The following is a 17831-nucleotide window of genomic DNA, read 5'->3' as shown; positions in this document are numbered from 1 at the left end:
AGTCCTAGTTCAATTCTTTTTGGACGGCTTTTTTAAGTTCACCGTAAGGTAGGAAGCCTGGGATAATTTCATCGTTAATGATCAGTGCAGGGGTTCCGCGTAAACCCAGTTGACCAAATGCTTGCATATTTCGAGATACGATGGATTGTTCTCGCTCACCTGTTTCTAGGTACTTTTCAGTGTTCGTTTCTTTAGCAATACGGTTGAGAGATTCGGCATCGTGTCGTGTTGGATGCGCGACCAATAGCCGATGAACTTCTGCAAACTTCTCAGGTTCTTTCTCCCAAACCTTTAACGCATAAAACGCAGAGTTTGTGTTGGTGCCACTGGCAATCTGTTGTTGTAGCGGCACATAGATATTAACAACTTTTACGTTGTCCATCTCCGTGAGCAACTTCGCCAAGCCAATTTCCAAGCGCTTACAATATGGGCGGTTATAGTCGGTAAAGTTAATGATGGTCAGAGCTGGGTTTTCTGCGCCAGATTTGCTGTGTTCCGGTGCTTGAGTCAACCAACTTCTTTGCTCTTTTAGTGCGACTTCGACTTGCTTTAACTGAGTGACATAGGCGTCTAAGCTTTTGCTTAAGTCACCAATGATTTGAGGGTGCCCTTTCAATATGGCGTTGATTTGCGCCAATTGAGTTGTTTGCTCTGGAGTTAATGAAACCGCCGCTTTGCCTTCTTCTGCATAGCTTGGCATCACCAAGCCAAACGCTAGCCCTAATCCACCAAGCCATTTTGTAACGTATGTCATTTTCTGGATCCTTATGCCAGCAGTAAACGTAGCCATAACCCCCAAGGAGTAGAAAACCCTGTGGTCATAGACTGAATTTCACCATCTTTGACGATGGCGATTGTAGGAGTGACTTGGGCTCGCCAGTACTGATTAATACTGCCCTCCAAATCATTAATTACTGTGAAGCTGTAGTCGTTATTCTTCATGTATTCGAGCAAGCGATCATCTTCTCCAGATGCCAAAGCGATCGAAACCACTTCGTAGTGATTGGACAAAACATCAATGCTCGGTGTTGTTAGGCTGCATACGCCACACCAGGTCGCCCAGAAATAAACCAAGACAGGCTTATCGCGGCTTAACTCAGTAACATTAACGAAAGAACCATCAATTGCCTTTCCTTGAGTAATCGGCATATCGTGAAAATCTACATGCTTGGTTCGCCACCAATCGAGTAGCCCAGTAATTAGAATAATAAGCAAGAGGTAGCCCGTGAGGTTTCTTACTATTTTGAACATCAGTTTATTTTCCTCTTGCCAGATCGAGAGATTGTGAAATGGAATCTTGAGTGAGCAGCACTGGAAGGGCATTCCCCAGAGGTGCGTTGGGACCGTATACCACATTAAGTGGCACACCATATCTACCGTGACTCATCAAAAATTCAGTAATAGCATTACTTGGTGTTGTCCAATCTCCTCGCATTAAAATGACGTCAGACGCTTGCATCAGATCATACGCTGGGGATTGCAATATAGTGCCAATCTTGTTTGCTTTGCAGGTAATACACCAATCAGCAGTGACATCTACAAATACTAGCTTGCCATCCGCTACATGTTGCGCGATGGCTTGTGTATCCAATTTTCGCCATTGCAAATCATCGACAATCGGTGTTGCCCAATGTGATGAAAGTGACCCAGCTATCGCCATGCCTAATCCAGCAACCAGTAATACCGAGCTACCATAAATCGTGACTCTTCTGGTGCCATATTTTGAAACCAATACAGCCAGCAAAAACACAAATGTAATGACACTGACCATTATGGTTGCAAATTGACCTAGGTGCGTAGAAAGCAGCGAAATCAGCCAAAAGGATGTTAACGACATCATTAAAGCAAAAACGACTCTAACTCTACTCATCCAAGCGCCAGGTTTTGGTAGTAACCCAATGGTTTTTGGGAATAAAGCGAACATAAACCAAGGAAAGGCTAAGCCGATACCCAAAAATGTAAATATGAGCAGAATGTCAAAAATATGGCTTCCTAACGCGAAAGCGACTGCGGTACCTAAAAACGGAGCGCTGCAAGGTGTGGCAAGCAATGTTGCAAAGGCACCTTGGAAAAATGGCTTCGACAGCCCTTTCCCCCTGTCGCTAGCCAAAGTATTTGACCAAGAGTTAGGGAGTTTGAACTCAAAAACGCCGAATAAATTTAAGCTAAAGCCTAAGGTGACAACCGCTAGAAAGACCAAAAACCAAGGCTGCTGGAATTGGATTCCCCAGCCAATGGTATTACCTGTCCATTTAAGAGCTATAAGGGCAATGGCAAGAACCCAAAATGAAGAAATGATGCCAGCAGCAGAGGCGAGAAATTGTGCTCTGTGCAACGCAGGCTTGTCGCCAGAAAGCAACACACTATTGACCTTGATTCCAAGGACGGGGAGTACGCACGGCATAACATTTAAAATCAGTCCCCCTAGGAAAGCGAACCATAACATTAGCGCTGTATTTCGATTTTCGGACTCAACTTTTCCTATTGAATATGGCGCAATGAATTCTTGCAGGAGTAAGTCGTCCCTTACTGTAATGCGCAGGTCTTTATTGTTTAAATCAGGTTTCCCAAGCGTGTTCGAGACAGGGGAAATGGCGGTTAACTGGTGGTCTCGGATTGAAATTGTGGGTGCTTGAAAATGGTTATCTCCTGATTCCAATGTTTCTATAAATAGACTTGGATTATTCCATCCATTCTTGTTTTCCAAAGTGACTTTGAGTAGCTGATTACCTTCATCCCAAATGACGCGTGACACCATCGCACTGCCGTAACTTAACGGAATTAAAGACATGGCCCGATTGTGAAGCATCATGGTGTCACCGTTTGGCTGTAGTGACTTAGGATCAAAAGACAACTGGATAGGGTAGTCGGTAAGAACGCAAATGTCGGTGCAACTGGGTAAAGTAAGCGTAGCGTTAATATCTGTGGCTGTTTTTGGGTTACTCAAAACGATATCTAAAGGAAATGCCACGTAGTTTTGATAGCCCAGAACGGTTAAACCGAACTGCTGGTAGTAATCTGGGATTGGCCAATGCCATTGGATGTCTTCGATATTGGAAGCGGTCGAGTAATCGAGTGAGGGAGAAACACCACCTTCGCCAGGAGTGCGCCAGTAGGTTTTCCAACCGCCATCTAACCTCACTTCCAACAATGCATGAACTGTCTTTGTTTTAACGTCTTGCGTGCCAGTTAATGATAATTTTACCGATACAGGGGGGTGCCTATCACTTTGAAGCCAAGATGTCGTATACGCTGTGCCATGAGAAGAGATCGACACAATACAAATAGCCAAAGCAAAAACGTATCGGAATATAGGTAGTATTTTCAAAGCATGCCTATTTTGGGCTCGTAGTAATGTAGATTCTATACCCAATTGACCTCTCGCTGAACCAAGTACCTTGGGACCATTTGGGTAAATAAAATATAAACAGATTTCACCAGTTTACCCAACTCGTCTAACCTTTATGAGATTTGGTCGGGCTTAAAATGAGTTTCTTCCTTCAACTTCCAGAAAAACTGAATGGAATAAGCTTGGGTTCAATAAAAACTAAGTGAGATACCTTTAATGTCGATTCGAAACCTACAGCAGCTATTCTATTGACGGCTTTTTGTAGCAACAAAAGACGACAAGCTAAGTAGGGTGTTTAGATATAAGACCTGTTTGTTGCCAAAAATATTCCCAAAAATAAGAAAAAAATTTGAGTAAACAGTCAGTTCGGTAGAATGAGAAATGAGATCCTGCAACAAGGTTTTCATGAATCATGTGTGAATGTTGTCATTTTTGCCTACAGATATCACAATCAAAGCGATTTTTTCCTGCTATCGGCAGAAAATCGTATACACCAGCAAAAAACTCGCGTAACTTGGTAGTTGGCCTGTATGCAGACCTATTTATTTGCTGTTTCTGACTCAAGAAGTCTTCTTAAACCTACTGTCTGACAGTCTGTTCTTGAAGTGTTTTCTTTTAGATGTTTAGACCTCTTATAAGTAACTCTAATCTGGCTGACTAACAATTATGGCGCGAAGGTCGCGCTGTGAGATACAAAGATACAATTTAGGAAATACCCATGTCTAAGACAACTGGCACAGTTAAGTGGTTTAACGAAGAAAAAGGTTTTGGCTTTATTACTCAAGAAGACGGTGGTGCAGACGTATTTGTTCACTTCCGTGCTATCACTGGTGACGGATTCAAAACACTTGCTGAAGGCCAAAAAGTATCGTTTGAAGTTGAGCAAGGCCAAAAAGGTCCTCAAGCTGCAAACGTTGAAAAAATCTAATTGAGTTTAGATTGATAGAATGCATCGCCCCGCTCTCTCACCCGAGGTAGCGGGGCGAATTCGTTTTATCGCTAGTAATAATTCGTAGAATTGTTCGTAATACAGGCTTAGGGTCTAGCTAGAACCTAAGCTTTTTCTGTTTTTGTAAATCGGAAGTGACTGGTTGAATATTAGTCAGTAACTTGGGTTCCAGAATCTGAGTACTGGAAACCGATAGCTAGGAATTGAACGCTAAAAACCGAGAATCAAGAAACCAACCTGCAACTGCTTTTGTCATAGCGCTCGTATGCGTCGTATTCTAAAAAACACTACGCTTTAAGAGCGAGTTTTGAGCCATCAAACTTCAAATGGCTTAGTAAAAGCTGCACACTCTTCTTACCTTTATCATCAAACATCATCCCGTAACGTGCGTAATGATGGGACTTCTGCATATTACAAATCTTGCCGGTAAGCTGAGGAAGGTCTACTTTCCCACGCGTTCGCTCCACTATGCTGATTTGCACGGGCTCTTCTATTTGGAATGTGCGTATCAAAGGGCTTGTTATGATACGGCACCCCCCTTTAGAGATGTCTCTTACTTCACACTCCAAGCGCTGGCCGTTATAAAAAACTACAGCGGCGAGTGATACGTCGTATCTGGGTTCTTTGCGAAGCTGCAGCACTTTCATATTTGCTGGGATGGACAACATGATCATGCGAACGGGTTCGTTAACGATATGCATGATTTGGCAACGAAAATATATAAGGGCACCTTCACCACGCGGTGAAATAGCGCGAACATTAACCCAAAAACCTTCCTGAAAAAAGTATTCGTAATCTTCGTCTGAGATATCTGGTGCACCCAACAGTATGTAATCTGTTCCGATGGTTCCTATGAAAGGTGTAATACCTTTATAGTTAATACCTACGGGAGTAGAGATGTTGATGGTTACATCACTGCTGTGTTCAATCATTGCTAAAGCATCTGAGCTTTTAAGCGTTGTTTCAGCACCTTTAAAGTTATCCGTATTGGTATTAACTTGTAGGTTTGCTGCCGCCGAATTGTCCGCCATGGTAGTCCTTTTTGACCTTTATTCGCCTCGCACTAAGTCATTGTAAGACGATGATATATATACGCACGACTGTTATTTAGTTTTTATGTGCTTTGATGCATTAAAAGTCGTGATTATCGCTTTGACATTATAAATTAACTTTTATAAATCGATTATAATCGACGTTTGCGAATGTGAGCTGTGCGAATAAATATTCGCGTGATTGGACCATAGATTGATGTATGGCTCAATAAATTATATTAAACAAAATATAGGATATGATTCTAGTTTAGTAACGACTTTCTCAATTGGCGAATTAAGCGTATTTAGGAGACAATACTAAGAACATGACATGCATTGAGCGGACTTAATGTTGGGAACAAGAAAATGAGTAAAGGATATTTGGCACAAGAGCCCTCTAAAAAACAGCTCATTCAGAAACTTTGGGGTGATTTTGGACGACTCGAACGCTGGTTTTTGAGCTCAATTGGCAACACTGATGATGTTGGACAGAGTGAAAATGCTAAAAGCGTTATTGCTAAATGGATAGAGTTACCCGAAACGCTCGCACATCCAAAAGGCTGGAATACCGAACGATCCACCGATAGAAAACTCAAATCTTATATTGTAGAAGCCAATTGGTATTTGAATTTCTCCACTCAAAAAGATCCGAGATCCCTTATGCCAATCGGGTTGGAAGTCAATCCTACTCCTTCGCAATACGTGATTGTGATGTCCGACTTGCACGATTATGGCCTAACTGAGGTTGTTAAACAGTCGGATGTTAGACACTGGAAGCTTTGCCTCAAATGGTTAGCGAATTTTCATGCTAAGTATTTGGGCGTGAGTCACCTCAATTCCGGTCAAGACGAAGTCTTATGGGCGCAAGGAACCTACTGGCATTTGGATACCCGCCCTGATGAACTTCAAACCATGGCGGCAAACCAGTTTAAGAAACACGCAAAACTCATCGATTCGGTCTTGAAGTCAGCGCCATTTCCTACGCTTGTTCATGGCGATGCTAAGCTGGCAAACTTCTGTTTTTCACCCAAAATGGATTCAGTTGGTGCAGTGGATTTCCAATATGTAGGGGAAGGGTGCGCAATGAAAGATGTCATGCTTTTCATTAGCAGTTGTGTGCCCATTGAAGAAGCCAAAAATGTTGAAAAGCTGTTGTTAGATTACTACTTTTCCCAATTTGAAGATGCCATGACGTTCTATCATCCAGAACAAAATGCAAGATTGGTTATTCAGAGCTGGGAACCCTTTTATTATGTGGCTTGGGCGGATTTTCTAAGGTTTCTCTATGGTTGGAGCCCAGAACACTGGAAGATCAATGAATATTCACTTTCATGTGCTACAAAAGGGCTCGAATACATTGTGAAGTAACGAATATTAAGGAATACCTTATTTCCAATCGATCCCTCTGTTTTTGTTGTTAATGATAATTATTATTGTTTGAGATGTTGTAAACGTTACAGAAATTTTGTAGTTTTTCTCAACAAATTTGAAATAGGTAAGTTTTTGGGATGCGCATCGTAGTTAGCTGATGTAAAGTAGCACGCTGTTTTAGCTCAGTTGAACACTAAGTAGCCCATAGCTCTTACCTCTCGGACTGATAGTTAACACCTATTGTTAATTTACGTGAGACATTGATAGGGTCTGTTAACTCTAGTTGTCTCTATGAAAACCCCTCTTTAAGGAAAGATGATGGTAATACCTGAAAACAGCTGCATCGTTATCTTCGGTGCCTCTGGCGATTTGACTTACCGCAAGCTGATCCCTGCGTTATACCATTTGTACGCAAGCAAACAGCTTCCAGAATCCTTTGCGATTTTAGGCGTCAGCCGCACTGAATACAGTGATGAATCTTATCGCGACAAGTTGAAACGCTCTCTTCAGGAAATGGAAAAAACGGAACCTGAAACGTTAGATGCGTTTATTAACTACCTACATTACCAAGCGATAAACACTTCCGACACCGCCGATTACGCCAAACTGGTTACTCGCTTAGATGAACTCTCTGAAAGCTATCAGTTTGAACAAAGCAATACACTCTTCTATTTAGCTACACCACCAAGCCTTTACAGCGTGATTCCAGCCAGCCTCGCAGCGCATGGCTTGAACGATGAAAGCGAAGGTTGGAAGCGTCTGATTATCGAAAAGCCGTTTGGTTATGATTTGGAATCTGCGCAGAAGCTAGATAAAGAAATCCATGAGCATTTTCAGGAACATCAGATTTACCGTATCGACCACTACTTAGGTAAGGAAACGGTACAAAACTTGTTAGTATTCCGCTTTTCTAACGCCATGTTTGAGCCGTTGTGGAACCGTAACTTTATTGATTACGTGGAAATCACCGGCGCTGAGTTTTTGGGTGTGGAAGAACGTGGCGGCTACTACGATGGATCGGGTGCTGTGCGCGATATGTTCCAAAACCACTTGCTACAAGTATTGGCAATGGTAGGTATGGAGCCCCCTGCTCAAATCAATGCAGACTCAATGCGCGATGAAGTAGTGAAAGTTCTTCAGTGCTTGAAGCCGTTAGAAGAAAATGATCTTCGCAACAATCTAGTATTGGGTCAGTACACAGGTTCTGATGTGCGTGGTGAATTCCTTCCAGGGTATCGAGACGAGACAGGTGTTGCAGAAGATTCGCGTACTGAAACTTACGTAGGATTGAAAGCGTACATCAACAACTGGCGTTGGAATGGTGTGCCGTTTTACGTTCGTACAGGTAAGCGCCTACCAACACGTGTAACCGAAGTGGTCATTCACTTCAAACGCACACCACATCCAGTGTTTGGTTTGGATGCCCCAGAAAACAAGCTGATCATTCGTATTCAGCCTGACGAAGGTATTCAAATGAGCTTCGGCCTGAAAGAGCCGGGCGCTGGCTTCCATGCGAAAGAAGTGAAAATGAACTTCCACTACGCCTCTCTTGAAGAAACTCAGATGCTGACAGCTTATGAACGTTTACTTCTGGACTCGCTAAATGGCGATGCAACGCTATTTGCTCGTAGTGATGCAGTAGAAGCGTGTTGGAAGTATGTACAGCCGATTCTGGACTTCAAGCAAGATCCTCAATCACTGTTTGGTTACGCCTGTGGAACATGGGGACCTATTGAGTCTGATAAGCTACTTCAGCGTGACGGACGTGCATGGCGTTTCCCTTGTAAGAACCTTACTGACACGGATTACTGCGAACTATGATCAATCATAAGATCTTTCAAACTGCGGATCAGGTAGTAGAAAGCCTCGCGAACGACCTGAAAACATTCAGCGAGCAAGGCAAGCCTGTTCACATTTCTTTGTCTGGTGGTAGCACCCCAAAAATGTTGTTCAAGCTTTTGGCGACAGAGGTTTACGCAACGGCTATTCAATGGCAAAACCTGCATTTCTGGTGGGGCGATGAGCGTTGTGTTGCCCCTGAAGATGCGGAAAGCAATTACGGTGAAGCGAACACACTATTGTTTAGCCAAATCGAAATTCCAGCAGAAAACATCCACCGTATCCGCGGTGAAAACGAACCAAAAGCAGAAGCTGAGCGCTTTGCCAATGAAATGGCAGAAGTGATCCCAACTGAAAACGGCACGCCAGTTTTTGATTGGATCCTGCTTGGTGTGGGCGCTGATGGTCATACGGCTTCGTTGTTCCCAGAACAAACAAATTACAACGATGAGAATCTATCTGTTTTGGCTTCTCATCCAGAGTCTGGTCAAATTCGCGTGTCGAAAACAGCCAAAGTGCTGGAAGCGGCAAAACGCATTAGCTACCTAGTATTAGGTGCTGGCAAGATCGAGATTGTACACGAAATTCACACTACTCCGGCGGATGCACTGCCTTATCCGGCAGCGAAAATCCAGTCCAAAGCGGGCGAAACGGAGTGGTACTTAGATTCAGACGCAGCAAGTAAAATTGCCTGATCGATTAATGGAGATGAATAATGAAAGGTGATATCGGTGTTATTGGCCTAGCAGTAATGGGCCAGAACCTTATCCTAAACATGAACGACCACGGTTTTAAAGTGGTTGCTCACAACCGTACTGCTGCGAAGGTAGACGAGTTCCTAGAAGGCCCGGCGAAAGGCACAAACATTGTTGGTGCATACTCTCTAGAAGAGCTAGTAGAGAAGCTAGAAGCGCCGCGTAAAGTGATGCTTATGGTTCGTGCTGGTGACGTTGTAGACACGTTCATCGAAAACCTAATCCCACTTCTAGACGAAGGCGACATCATCATCGATGGTGGTAATACTAACTACCCAGATACAAACCGTCGTGTAGCGCATTGTCGCGAGAAAGGTATCCACTTCATCGGTACTGGTGTATCTGGTGGTGAAGAAGGTGCTCGCTTTGGTCCTTCAATCATGCCAGGCGGCGCGCCTGAAGCTTGGGAAGCGGTTAAGCCAATCTTCCAAGGTATCTCTGCAAAAACTGACGCTGGTGAGCCTTGCTGTGACTGGGTTGGTAACGATGGTGCGGGTCACTTCGTTAAGATGGTACACAACGGTATCGAATACGGTGACATGCAGCTTATCACTGAAGCATACCAGTTCATGAAAGACGGTCTTGGTCTTTCAGCTGACGAAATGCAAGCTGTATTTGCTGATTGGAACAAGACTGAGCTAGACAGCTACCTAGTTGAAATCACAGCTGACATCCTTGGCTACAAAGATGAAGACGGTGAAGCTCTTGTTGAGAAGATCCTAGACACAGCCGGTCAGAAAGGTACTGGTAAGTGGACGGGTATCAACGCACTAGACTTAGGTATTCCTCTAACGCTTATCTCTGAGTCTGTATTCTCTCGTTGCCTGTCTGCACTGAAAGACCAACGTGTTGAAGCTGAAAAACTGTTCGGTAAGACTATCGCTCCAGTTGAAGGCGACAAGAAAGAGTGGGTTGACGCACTTCGTCAAGCTCTACTGGCTTCAAAGATCATCTCTTACGCTCAAGGTTTCATGCTTATGCGTGAAGCGTCGAACGAAAACGGTTGGGATCTAAACTACGGTAACGTAGCACTAATGTGGCGTGGTGGTTGTATCATCCGCAGCGCATTTCTAGGTAACATCCGTGATGCGTACGAAGCAAACCCAGACATCGCGTTCCTAGGTTCTGACGAGTACTTCAAAAACATCCTACAAAACAGCCTAGCAGCATGGCGTAAAGTAGCAGCGAAATCTCTAGAGTCTGGTATCCCAATGCCATGTACGATTTCTGCGCTATCTTTCCTAGACGGTTACACAACTGCACGTCTACCAGCTAACCTGCTTCAAGCTCAGCGTGACTACTTTGGTGCTCACACTTACGAGCGTATCGACCGTGAGCGTGGTGAATTCTTCCACACGAACTGGACAGGTACAGGCGGCGACACTGCTTCTACAACTTACGACGTGTAATTACCTCGTAATCCAAATTCAAAGGGTGCCAATTGGCACCCTTTTTTGTTACCCAGAGAAATTGGAGTACAGTATCGTTACTATCTAATACGCAAACGAGCAATTTTGTTCAATCTCAGTGCTCTTTGATGCCCTATTCTTAACTCATTCAGGACGAATCGGAAATTGACCATGCAAGACAAAAATCAATTCCATTACCAAGGGAATCAGAGCATTGAGGGGTTATTGTTACTCACAGCAAACATGAGTGATTTTACCTACGACAAACATGCTCACGAAGAATACTCGTTTGGTGTGACCTTAAAAGGGCGACAAGACTTTTTTTGCCGAACTCAATTCCACCAAAGCCCTGCGGGTGGAGTGATTGTATTCAACCCAGAAGACGTACACGATGGGCGATCTGGCGGCTCGGACGATCTCGAATACATCATGTTGTATGTTCACCCGAGCCAATTGGAACCCTATTTCCAAACAGTAGGGGTGAGTCAACCTTCAAATGTAAGAGTCGAAAAAACGCTCATGGACGACGGTGTATTTCGCCAGCAAGTGATCACAATGTCACAATGGATTCATTCAGAATCCGTATCCAAAGTCGAATATGATGCCGGTCTATTGGAAATGGCACATTCCATTGCTCGCTTGAGTGGCAATTCTCCAATACTGACTAGTGATGGCAACCGAAAAGAGTCGCTCGTAAAGCGCGCAAAAGACTTCATACATGAACATGCTGCGTTAGACATTTCTGTTGATGACATCAGCGTTGCTGCCAGTATGTCTAAATATCATTTGATACGAGCATTCAAAGCGCAATACGGGATCACACCACATCAATATGTTTTAAGTTGCCGCGTGAATCTCGCTCGAAAATCGCTGGAATCAGGGCAAACCGCGACCGATATAGCCCACATTGCTGGGTTTTCCGACAGCAGTCATTTTAATCGTAGGTTTAAACGAGTCTATGGGATGACCCCTGCACAATACCAAAAGCAGCGCCTCTCCTAATTAAATACATTCGCTTTAATCAATACAAGCACTCAAGAGTATAAATCGATGCTAGAAATCTTCGCCTACGCCATAGGGGTTATGTACACGCCTGGACCTGTGAACTTACTGGGCTTAAACGGTGGTCTGCAAAGCAATACAAAACGATACCTTGGTTTTTTTGCCGGAGTCGGTATGGCTATGTTTATCTTATTTGTATCAATCAGTTGGGCTGGAAAAGCGTTAATTTCTACTCAATGGCTACCCTATGTTGCTTTGATAGGATGCAGCTACATTTTGTATATCGCATGGAAGTTATATATCAGCGACGTGAGCTCACTCAGTGTCGGCGATAAATCCGAGAAGATACTGAGCTTTAAAGATGGGTTATTCATTCAACTGCTCAACCCTAAGGCACCAGCTGTGGTTTTACCTGTTGCGGCGGTGCAATTTCCGGCGAACGGTATTGTAGGCATGGATGCGGTGCTTTGGTCGGGTATTCTTGCCGTTTTGGCATTCGGAGCCCCAACATCTTACTCCATACTCGGAGAAGTTTTAGGTCACAAGCTCAAAAACCCTAACGTGTTTTCAGTTTTCAACCGAATCTTGGCATGGTTACTTGCTGCGGTGGCATTCAGTTTAGGGTTTGAAACTATCTATATACCCAAGTAACCTCAAGATGCTAGGTTCAGCGAGAGTTAACTGGCTTTCAGGAAAGGCATCGATTGGTAGATCTAGTGGTTCTAAATCAAGAATCGATAACGCAGTATGAAAGTCAGTTAAACTCGCCCTTGGGAGCCCATATTCTGCCCCACTTCATCGTCTAAGAACTTGGAAAGGACTCGTCATTCCGCTGCGTTCTTGTCCTTGAATTGAAACAGAATATGAGGCTCTGAATCCTGTACCTTGAGGTCACTTGGGTATATCCCCCATTTTGGGATCTACTTCCTGAAGCTCTTCTCGAACGCGATTTCTGACAAAATATTACATAAATCTGATTGAATATTGAGCATGAAGTCATTAATATCTGCGGCTTGATTACGTAAGGTGAATGATATCGAGCGTAATGATTCATGCAGTTTGAGGTTCAAGATGTTCAATAAGTACTATGTATTCGTTCCAAGTGAATTGGAAAATGAAAGCAAAAACAATAATAACGCGTCATGCGAAAAAGAAGCTCAACGTCAGGCATTAGTGAAGCAAGCTCAAGAAGAAGCGATCTAACCCAACGCGGTTAAGACATTCGCCATTCCATTGCGACACATTTATTTGAAAAGCCTCGAAGATCGAATAGGTCTTCGGGGCTTTTTGTTTATTTTATCTGGTTTGTCACTTTTGGGCTCTTTGCATTGTCTAGTTATAAACGCAAAGAGGAGACATTATGACAACCCTACTACGAATTGATACTAGCCTAAGATTGGATGGCTCTTACTCACGTGAGCTTACTCAAGATTACCAAGATAAGTGGTTGACCCGAAATCCAGAGGGTAAAGTGATTTACCGCTGCTTGGCGACGAATCCGATTCCGCATTTGACCCAGCCTGAATATGAACGCTTTTATACTCAACTTGGAGAAACAAACTCGCGTTCAGACCAACTAATTCAAGAATTATTATTGGCAACTGAAATTGTAATCGGAGCGCCATTGTACAATATGTGTATTCCGTCGACTTTAAAGGCTTATATTGATCATATCGTACGCTCGGGGGCCACATTTGATTGGGCTGATGGTGCAATGGTCGGAAGGCTACAGGGGAAAAAGCTGACTTTATGTATTTCTAGAGGCTCATGCGAGCCCGAAGATGGGTATAAAATTGATTACTCCACGGAATATCTTAAGGCTGTATTTGGATCGATAGGTATTTTTGATGTTGTTCGCATCGCTTACACCAAAACAGTAACTGAAACTCCGAAGCTTATTAGGGGCTAGTGGCGTTGCAGAACTCTTCTATGTAGAGGGATTGAGTTTGAAAAACAATCATATAGAGATCTTCGAACTTCTTAGACCCAAGTTGTTGGGTCTGTCTTACCGGATTTTAGGGTCTGCAGCGGATGCTAGTGACATTGTTCAAGATACGTATCTCAAATGGACAGCAACGGATATAACGGTTATCGAGAATCCACAGGCTTGGTTAATGAAAGTTACGAGTCGTTTATCGTTAAACAAGCTCAAATCTTCTCATCACGCTAAAGTAGAATATGTAGGAGCCTGGATACCCGAACCGATGGCGGTTGATAGCTATCGTGGACCTGACGAAAACCACGAACAAAATGACAGTATTTCAATCGCACTTATGTTTGCGTTGGAAAAACTCAATCCAGTAGAGCGTGCTACTTTTATTCTTCACGATGTCTTTGAGCAAAAATTTGATTTTGTGGCAAATGTGATAGGAAAAAGTATCGATAACACTAGAAAAATCGCCACTAGAGCTAGAGTTAAATTGCATCAAGATCAAACACCTTATTCTATCGACCAGAGTATTCACAATCAGCTTGTTGAACAGTTCCACCAAGCAATTGAACAACAGGATTTGTCTGGCTTGATTTCGTTGCTCAATGAAGAAGCACGAATGTATACAGACTCAGGAGGCCACGTAAAAGCAATCTATCGCACAATGATAGGGGATTCATCCATCGGTCACTTTTTTGCCAAGCTTGAGGTGATAATCGGGAAGAGCGCTAACTTATGGCATATTGAACAGTGCCATGTTAATGGAGAAACCGGTTTGAAAATTATCGAAGATGACAAAGTCGCAACCATTCTGTGCTTTCAAGTTATTGATGAGAAAATCGCGAATATATATGCTCAGCGAAACCCAACGAAACTTGGAGCATGCTAAATACCAGAAACTACCTTACCCCACATCTATTTATTCCCTGACTAGCTAACTGATTTATTCCCTTTTACACTAAAATGAACGTTCTTTTTGTTAGTTCAGTGCACCATGAGTCTCCAGCTTTCATCATTCAATCTCAGAATCATTATTTTCAGAGCTATAAGTTTTAGAACTATCCAATTCGAGAGTCATATATGGATCCATTAACACAGGGCTTACTAGGCGCTTCCTTGCCTCAGTCGGTGAGCAAAAAACAAAATGTGGTTGTCGCTGGGGTTTTAGGGTTGCTTGCAGGAATGGCTCCCGATTTGGATGTGCTCATCCGTTCATCAACAGACCCACTGTTGTATTTGGAATTCCATCGTCAGTTTACTCATTCTCTCCTGTTTATCCCAATTGGAAGCTTAATCTGTGCCTTGGTTTTACATCCGCTCATCGCAAAAAGGCGCGAGCTTTCATTTAAACAAAGTTGGCTTTTTTGCGCATTAGGTTATGGCACTCATGCGCTGCTGGATGCGTGCACCAGTTATGGAACACAACTGTTTTGGCCGCTTAGCAATGCACGTTTTGCGTGGAATACGGTATCCATAATCGACCCTGCATTTACTCTTCCAATATTGGTGTTACTTGTATTTGCCGCGCTGAAGCGGACCCCTTTGTTCGCTCGTATCGCGTTTCTTTGGGCGCTTATCTATCTCACATTAGGAATGGTTCAAAGAGACAGAGCTGAAGAAGCAGGGTGGCAATTGGCGAAAGAGAGACAACACACGCCGATTAAGCTGGAAGCCAAACCGAGCTTCGCGAATCTTTTACTTTGGAAAGTGGTCTATGAGACCGAGGACCATTTCTACGTGGATGCTATAAGAGTAGGTACATCAGTGAAAACCTATCCCGGCGAATCCACTAAAAAGTTAAATATAAGCCGAGATTTTCCATGGCTCGACCCCAATTCGCAGCAAGCCAAAGACATCGAACGTTTTCACTGGTTTTCTAATGGGTATATTGCTCAAGACCCTATAGACAAGCTGCGCATTATTGATGTGCGGTATTCCGTGGTACCAAACCAACTTAACGCTCTTTGGAGCATCAAACTATCACCCACCGCGCCCGTGGAGGCTCACGTAGAGTACGCCACACACCGAGATAACTCACCAGCTTCAAGAGACGTGTTTTTTAAAATGCTTTTTGATTATTGATTGGGTCTTTAGAAAGCATCACTAGATTCAACTAGGTTGAGTCGGTATTTATTCACTCAACGGCTAGAGCTGTGAGAAGGAAACCCCTGTTCTGGGCTAGCCAGAGCAGGGGTCGAATGAGAGAGTACTGAAAAGTAGAGGTATTATTTCACTGGTTCCCAGTTACCCCACTTATCTTTTTGATATGACGCTTTCGGGTTTTCACCGCCTTGAGTCCAGTATCGCGCTCTCCATTTTTCATTTTCGAACGTTACTATATCGCCAGTTTGGTAAATTTTTGTCGCATCCCATAGGTCAGCAGGCGGCTCTGTTGGTTTTGTCGGTGGATCAGTTGGCTTTGTTGGCGGTTCAATTGGACCTATAGAACCATCTTTAACACCAGTTAATATTTTACAGTCTTCATCAGACAGTTTGTTTCCGTTTACATCAATAAGCCCACATGTATTCACTACGTTAGTCATGTCCAATTTCGTCTGAGTAACTTTGTAGCCTAAGCCTTCACGTGCCGCATTGATGTGGTAACCAGGATCATGATCGACCATCCAGTTAAAGATACCACCCAGATTACGTTTTTTCGCGTACGCGGCTTTTGCGTAAACAGTTCGAGGTGTATCGATACTGACGTACTGTTTTGTGCTCTTGTTGAATAGGAAGTCTGCATTTGCGTCTATGTCGGTATAAATCTCATAGCCTTGCATGCCAGCGGCACCCGTGCTCTTAAAGCTCACAAGTTTATTCGCGTAATCAAAAAGCTCTGAAGAGCCAGTATCATAAGATTTGTTTGTTGAATTACCCGGTGTAAACGAGCCAACCAGAGGAGAAACGCTTTGAAGGTTCACTTGGCCTGCGTTACGGCTGTAGTTTGCGTAACCAATCTGAATCGCTGTTGATGGAATGCCAAGCACGTCAATCATGTAGTCGATTGATTTTTCAGCGGAGTGGAAAGTTTCGTCAGTTTTTAACAACTCGCCCGACAAGTTTGTGTGATGTGCAAGCTTATCTTGCCATTCACCCATGAAGTCGTATGTCATTAAGTGGACGTAATCCAGACCATTGTCTATCAAAGCTTTGATGTTTGAAGCGTCCAGTTTTGTCGCAGGAGCGCCCGCAGCGATAGCAATTTTCTTGTTTTGCATGCCAGCAGCATCTAGAGCAGTACGAAGCTCTTTGATAAGAAGTGCGTAGTTCTTACCATCGTCTGGTGACCATGAGTTTTCGCTCGCACCCGCACCACCTGGGTATTCCCAGTCAATGTCGAGCTGATCAAACATAGGGTATAAGGTGAACCACTTCACAGCACTGTCGACAAACACTTTACGAGATTCAAATGTACTTGCCATACGAGAGAAAGGTTCAGATAGCGACCAGCCACCTACACTAAATGCGAGCTCTAAGCCCGGATCGCGCTTCTTCATTTCACGTAAAACTGCAACTAGACCGCCCGCGTATTTCTGACCGGACTCAAAGGTAGCAGGACCGTTGAGGTCGTTGTGCCAATTACCGCTACCAGCACCAAGATCTTTCTGAAGATCTGCGTATAGGTCGGTAAAGACAATTGTGAAGTCTGGGTATCCACCATCGGCACAGATTTTCTTCGCGGATTTAACCGCAGAAGTAATCGTTGGGTCCCCTATTTCTGTCCCACAAAGCGCCATGAAAGAATAAACTAACTTGTCGTATTTTCCTTCAATGTCATTGATATTAAAACTACGCTCATACCCTCCCCAGTTAGAAACATATCCCGCTACTGGTAGTAGTGATGCGTTGTCTTCGTAAGTATTAAATACTTGTTCAGCTTGAGTCCATTTTGGAGCACTGTGTGCCGTGGCACTGCACGCCGCTAATATAGCTAAACTAACTATTTTCATAGATGGTTTCATTTAATCTACCTTCAATAATATTCAAGTTATTAATGTTTTTGTTTTACCAACATTATGTTTGTTGTTGCTGATAATTACGGTATGTCTTTTACAAAATATGGTCTATATGCAAATGTGCGCATAATTATTTTTTGAAGAATATTATTTGTAATGCGTGAGAAATTAAATTATTTAAAATCAATGGTTTATTTTTTAATGTCAATTTATTGTTATTATAATGTTCCGTTATTAATG

Annotated in this window: 16 protein-coding genes; 11 read left to right on the top strand and 5 right to left on the bottom strand. The window is 43.3% G+C overall.

Annotated features, from left to right (window positions below; all coding sequences use genetic code 11):
- Window positions 1-4: 4 nt before the first annotated feature.
- Genes VPNCDNU1_RS01135 through VPNCDNU1_RS01125 form a run of 3 tightly spaced genes read right to left on the bottom strand, consistent with a single transcriptional unit; the run spans window position 5 to window position 3328 of the window.
- Window positions 5-754, bottom strand: coding sequence for a DsbA family protein (locus VPNCDNU1_RS01135; protein WP_104398646.1), 750 nt, complete (start codon window positions 752-754; stop codon window positions 5-7).
- 11 nt (window positions 755-765) lie between these two features.
- Entirely contained in the window at window positions 766-1251 is a 486-nt protein-coding gene (locus VPNCDNU1_RS01130) for a protein disulfide oxidoreductase (protein ID WP_104398645.1), read from the bottom strand.
- Window positions 1252-1255: 4 nt separating this feature from the next.
- Complete coding sequence (locus tag VPNCDNU1_RS01125) at window positions 1256-3328, bottom strand: protein-disulfide reductase DsbD family protein (RefSeq protein WP_145959426.1); 2073 nt, start codon at window positions 3326-3328, stop codon at window positions 1256-1258.
- Window positions 3329-4067: 739 nt separating this feature from the next.
- On the opposite strand from VPNCDNU1_RS01125, the gene cspE reads away from it, so the two are divergent.
- Window positions 4068-4277, top strand: coding sequence for a transcription antiterminator/RNA stability regulator CspE (cspE, locus tag VPNCDNU1_RS01120; protein WP_004402847.1), 210 nt, complete (start codon window positions 4068-4070; stop codon window positions 4275-4277).
- A gap of 308 nt (window positions 4278-4585) precedes the next feature.
- Here cspE and VPNCDNU1_RS01115 read toward each other — a convergent pair whose 3' ends face one another.
- A complete protein-coding gene (locus VPNCDNU1_RS01115) occupies window positions 4586-5329 on the bottom strand; it encodes a flagellar brake protein (protein ID WP_104398643.1) in 744 nt (247 codons plus the stop codon).
- A 366-nt stretch (window positions 5330-5695) separates the two neighbouring features.
- On the opposite strand from VPNCDNU1_RS01115, the gene VPNCDNU1_RS01110 reads away from it, so the two are divergent.
- The 10 genes from VPNCDNU1_RS01110 (at window position 5696) to VPNCDNU1_RS01070 (ending at window position 15717) form a co-directional block, all read left to right on the top strand.
- Window positions 5696-6697 carry a phosphotransferase gene (locus VPNCDNU1_RS01110; RefSeq protein ID WP_104398642.1) on the top strand — a complete coding sequence of 334 codons (1002 nt, stop codon included), beginning with the start codon at window positions 5696-5698 and terminating at the stop codon, window positions 6695-6697.
- A gap of 321 nt (window positions 6698-7018) precedes the next feature.
- Window positions 7019-8521, top strand: coding sequence for a glucose-6-phosphate dehydrogenase (zwf, locus tag VPNCDNU1_RS01105; RefSeq protein WP_167404694.1), 1503 nt, complete (start codon window positions 7019-7021; stop codon window positions 8519-8521).
- Window positions 8518-9234: a 6-phosphogluconolactonase gene (gene pgl / locus VPNCDNU1_RS01100; RefSeq protein ID WP_104398640.1), complete on the top strand. Its 717-nt coding sequence runs from the start codon at window positions 8518-8520 to the stop codon at window positions 9232-9234. The genes zwf and pgl overlap by 4 nt, the downstream gene beginning before the upstream one ends.
- A gap of 20 nt (window positions 9235-9254) precedes the next feature.
- Window positions 9255-10703 (top strand): decarboxylating NADP(+)-dependent phosphogluconate dehydrogenase, encoded by a 1449-nt coding sequence (gene gnd, locus VPNCDNU1_RS01095; RefSeq protein ID WP_104398639.1) that lies wholly within the window; start codon window positions 9255-9257, stop codon window positions 10701-10703.
- Window positions 10704-10874: 171 nt separating this feature from the next.
- Window positions 10875-11705 carry an AraC family transcriptional regulator gene (locus tag VPNCDNU1_RS01090; RefSeq protein WP_104398638.1) on the top strand — a complete coding sequence of 277 codons (831 nt, stop codon included), beginning with the start codon at window positions 10875-10877 and terminating at the stop codon, window positions 11703-11705.
- Window positions 11706-11753: 48 nt separating this feature from the next.
- Window positions 11754-12356, top strand: coding sequence for a LysE family translocator (locus VPNCDNU1_RS01085; RefSeq protein ID WP_104398637.1), 603 nt, complete (start codon window positions 11754-11756; stop codon window positions 12354-12356).
- A gap of 420 nt (window positions 12357-12776) precedes the next feature.
- Window positions 12777-12908, top strand: coding sequence for a hypothetical protein (locus VPNCDNU1_RS29235; RefSeq protein WP_263422461.1), 132 nt, complete (start codon window positions 12777-12779; stop codon window positions 12906-12908).
- A 157-nt stretch (window positions 12909-13065) separates the two neighbouring features.
- The gene (locus VPNCDNU1_RS01080; RefSeq protein WP_104398636.1) at window positions 13066-13614 is read left to right on the top strand and encodes an FMN-dependent NADH-azoreductase; all 549 of its coding nucleotides are present in this window, start codon (window positions 13066-13068) and stop codon (window positions 13612-13614) included.
- A gap of 37 nt (window positions 13615-13651) precedes the next feature.
- Window positions 13652-14524, top strand: coding sequence for an RNA polymerase sigma factor SigJ (sigJ, locus tag VPNCDNU1_RS01075; RefSeq protein ID WP_167404691.1), 873 nt, complete (start codon window positions 13652-13654; stop codon window positions 14522-14524).
- 191 nt (window positions 14525-14715) lie between these two features.
- Entirely contained in the window at window positions 14716-15717 is a 1002-nt protein-coding gene (locus tag VPNCDNU1_RS01070; protein ID WP_104398634.1) for a metal-dependent hydrolase, read from the top strand.
- Between the two features lie 143 nt (window positions 15718-15860).
- Here the strand turns inward: VPNCDNU1_RS01070 and VPNCDNU1_RS01065 are convergent, their stop codons facing one another.
- Complete coding sequence (locus VPNCDNU1_RS01065) at window positions 15861-17597, bottom strand: glycosyl hydrolase family 18 protein (RefSeq protein WP_104398633.1); 1737 nt, start codon at window positions 17595-17597, stop codon at window positions 15861-15863.
- Window positions 17598-17831: the final 234 nt, after the last annotated feature.

Origin of the sequence: Vibrio penaeicida (assembly GCF_002933855.1) — a bacterium.
GTDB classification, from domain to species: Bacteria; Pseudomonadota; Gammaproteobacteria; order Enterobacterales; family Vibrionaceae; genus Vibrio; species Vibrio penaeicida_A.
This window is presented reverse-complemented; position numbering and strand designations above follow the sequence as displayed.

Coding starts and splice junctions, on each gene's coding strand:
- VPNCDNU1_RS01135 (WP_104398646.1), bottom strand. CDS start 754: ATGACATACGTTACAAAATGGCTTGGTGGATTAGGGCTAGCGTTTGGC.
- VPNCDNU1_RS01130 (WP_104398645.1), bottom strand. CDS start 1,251: ATGTTCAAAATAGTAAGAAACCTCACGGGCTACCTCTTGCTTATTATT.
- cspE (WP_004402847.1), top strand. CDS start 4,068: ATGTCTAAGACAACTGGCACAGTTAAGTGGTTTAACGAAGAAAAAGGT.
- VPNCDNU1_RS01115 (WP_104398643.1), bottom strand. CDS start 5,329: ATGGCGGACAATTCGGCGGCAGCAAACCTACAAGTTAATACCAATACG.
- VPNCDNU1_RS01110 (WP_104398642.1), top strand. CDS start 5,696: ATGAGTAAAGGATATTTGGCACAAGAGCCCTCTAAAAAACAGCTCATT.
- zwf (WP_167404694.1), top strand. CDS start 7,019: ATGGTAATACCTGAAAACAGCTGCATCGTTATCTTCGGTGCCTCTGGC.
- pgl (WP_104398640.1), top strand. CDS start 8,518: ATGATCAATCATAAGATCTTTCAAACTGCGGATCAGGTAGTAGAAAGC.
- gnd (WP_104398639.1), top strand. CDS start 9,255: ATGAAAGGTGATATCGGTGTTATTGGCCTAGCAGTAATGGGCCAGAAC.
- VPNCDNU1_RS01090 (WP_104398638.1), top strand. CDS start 10,875: ATGCAAGACAAAAATCAATTCCATTACCAAGGGAATCAGAGCATTGAG.
- VPNCDNU1_RS01085 (WP_104398637.1), top strand. CDS start 11,754: ATGCTAGAAATCTTCGCCTACGCCATAGGGGTTATGTACACGCCTGGA.
- VPNCDNU1_RS29235 (WP_263422461.1), top strand. CDS start 12,777: ATGTTCAATAAGTACTATGTATTCGTTCCAAGTGAATTGGAAAATGAA.
- VPNCDNU1_RS01080 (WP_104398636.1), top strand. CDS start 13,066: ATGACAACCCTACTACGAATTGATACTAGCCTAAGATTGGATGGCTCT.
- VPNCDNU1_RS01070 (WP_104398634.1), top strand. CDS start 14,716: ATGGATCCATTAACACAGGGCTTACTAGGCGCTTCCTTGCCTCAGTCG.
- VPNCDNU1_RS01065 (WP_104398633.1), bottom strand. CDS start 17,597: ATGAAACCATCTATGAAAATAGTTAGTTTAGCTATATTAGCGGCGTGC.